Origin of the sequence: Alteromonas antoniana (assembly GCF_019249295.1) — a bacterium.
Classification (GTDB): Bacteria; Pseudomonadota; Gammaproteobacteria; order Enterobacterales; family Alteromonadaceae; genus Alteromonas; species Alteromonas antoniana.
The window spans coordinates 1-2,475 of sequence record NZ_JAESDH010000059.1; the positions used below are offsets into that span (position 1 = coordinate 1).

Genomic DNA, 2,475 nt, shown 5'->3' on the forward strand with positions numbered 1-2,475 from the left:
CTGGGGTTGGATCACCTCCTTACCAAAAGTCGACGTGACACACTTGATGCAGTGCCTACACAGATAGTCTTGTTATAGAAAGAAGAACGACCAATTATGGGGCTATAGCTCAGCTGGGAGAGCGCCTGATTTGCATTCAGGAGGTCAGCAGTTCGATCCTGCTTAGCTCCACCACTTTCGCAAGCCATCTGAACTTTAAAGAAGTCAGATTGCGAGCATAAGGTTTGTAGCTGGGCTCGACTTGAGGAGTGAGGAAGGCACGTACATAAGGTACGTAACTGACGAGCGACGAAACCAAGAGAACAGATACGAAGCTTAGGCGAAGTAAGCTGGAGGCTTGTAGCTCAGCTGGTTAGAGCGCACCCCTGATAAGGGTGAGGTCGGCAGTTCAAGTCTGCCCAAGCCTACCATTTCTTCCTGGCTTTTCGTTATCGAATTGCTCATGTGCTACTCGCACACTACGCAATCCGATGCCTCAATCCAGAAAGAAATTACATCATCTGCATCGGATGCTGATTTGGTCAAAAACGGACTGAAATCCTAATGAATATTTACTGATAGCAGTAAGCATTGATTAGGGTTTTTTACCCTAAAGTGTAAAGGTGTTGCTTCGCAACGCGTTTACCTTGTGTTGCAATCGGCAAGTCCGATTGCAAGATACGTTCTTTAACAATTTGGAAAGCTGATATTAGTAATCAATCAAAATTGAGTAACTGAGAGAATTAGCAGTAAGTTTAGTTTTTACAACTGAGCGTACTGTGAGTCCTCCTTGCGCAAAAGTCATCTAACGATGATTTTGCACTAGACTACTCTACTTGACTTGAATTGCTTGTTATCGATTAATTTTGATGACAAGGCAAATTCACGATTAGCTTGTCATCATACAGCAGGTATTAAATTACCGCTCAATGCAGGAGTCAAAAGGCTGCTTGGGGTTGTATGGTTAAGTGACAAAGCGTATACGGTGGATGCCTTGGCAGTTAGAGGCGATGAAGGACGTGTAAGTCTGCGAAAAGCTGTGGTGAGCCGACAAAATGCATTTGAGCCACAGATGTCCGAATGGGGAAACCCACCTGTTTACAGGTATCGTTACATGAATACATAGTGTAACGAGGCGAACGAGGGGAACTGAAACATCTAAGTACCCTTAGGAAAAGAAATCAACCGAGATTCCCCTAGTAGCGGCGAGCGAACGGGGAGCAGCCCTTAAGCTGCATTGGATTTAGTGGAAGCCTCTGGAAAGTGGCGCGATACAGGGTGATAGCCCCGTACACGAAGAAACCTTTGTAGTGAAATCGAGTAGGTCGGGACACGTGTTATCTTGACTGAATATGGGGGGACCATCCTCCAAGGCTAAATACTCCTAACTGACCGATAGTGAACCAGTACCGTGAGGGAAAGGCGAAAAGAACCCCTGTGAGGGGAGTGAAATAGAACCTGAAACCGTATACGTACAAGCAGTGGGAGCCCCATCACTAAGTCTCTTCGAGATGTGATGTGACTCACTACTACTTCTTATGATTGTAGCGTTAACGACGACCTGCGAAGCAGCCGTCGGTAAACCAAACCAATCAAGCAGTGGGTGCGTTGAGCGAAAGCTCAACAGTGACCGCTTGCGAAGCAAGAGGTGGCTTAGTGATGGGGTGACTGCGTACCTTTTGTATAATGGGTCAGCGACTTATATTTAGTAGCAAGGTTAAGCGAATAGCGGAGCCGTAGCGAAAGCGAGTGTTAACTGCGCGTTTAGTTGCTAGGTATAGACCCGAAACCCGGTGATCTAGCCATGGGCAGGTTGAAGGTTGAGTAACATCAACTGGAGGACCGAACTCACTAACGTTGAAAAGTTAGGAGATGACTTGTGGCTGGGGGTGAAAGGCCAATCAAACCGGGAGATAGCTGGTTCTCCCCGAAATCTATTTAGGTAGAGCCTCGGACGAATTCCATTGGGGGTAGAGCACTGTTAAGGCTAGGGGGTCATCCCGACTTACCAACCCTTTGCAAACTCCGAATACCAATGAGAACTATCCGGGAGACACACGGCGGGTGCTAACGTCCGTCGTGGAGAGGGAAACAACCCAGACCGCCAGCTAAGGTCCCTAAATATTGCTAAGTGGGAAACGATGTGGGAAGGCACAGACAGCTAGGAGGTTGGCTTAGAAGCAGCCACCCTTTAAAGAAAGCGTAATAGCTCACTAGTCGAGTCGGCCTGCGCGGAAGATGTAACGGGGCTAAGCAATATACCGAAGCTGCGGCAATGCGATTTATCGTATTGGGTAGGGGAGCGTTGTGTAAGCTGTTGAAGGTGTGTTGAGAAGCATGCTGGAGGTATCACAAGTGCGAATGCTGACATGAGTAACGATAATGGGGGTGAAAAACCCCCACGCCGGAAGACCAAGGTTTCCTGTCCCATGCTAATCAGGGCAGGGTAAGTCGGCCCCTAAGGCGAGGCAGAAATGCGTAGTCGATGGGAAACGG

Annotated in this window: 2 tRNA genes and 1 rRNA gene; all 3 read left to right on the top strand. The window is 48.0% G+C overall.

The features are described 5' to 3' along the window. Positions 1 to 98 precede the first annotated feature (98 nt). Positions 99 to 174: transfer RNA gene (locus tag JKP77_RS21980), tRNA-Ala, on the top strand. 159 nt (positions 175 to 333) lie between these two features. Then, positions 334 to 410 (top strand) — tRNA-Ile (locus tag JKP77_RS21985). Positions 411 to 941: 531 nt separating this feature from the next. Then, positions 942 to 2,475, top strand: a 23S ribosomal RNA gene (locus JKP77_RS21990); the annotation flags it as partial.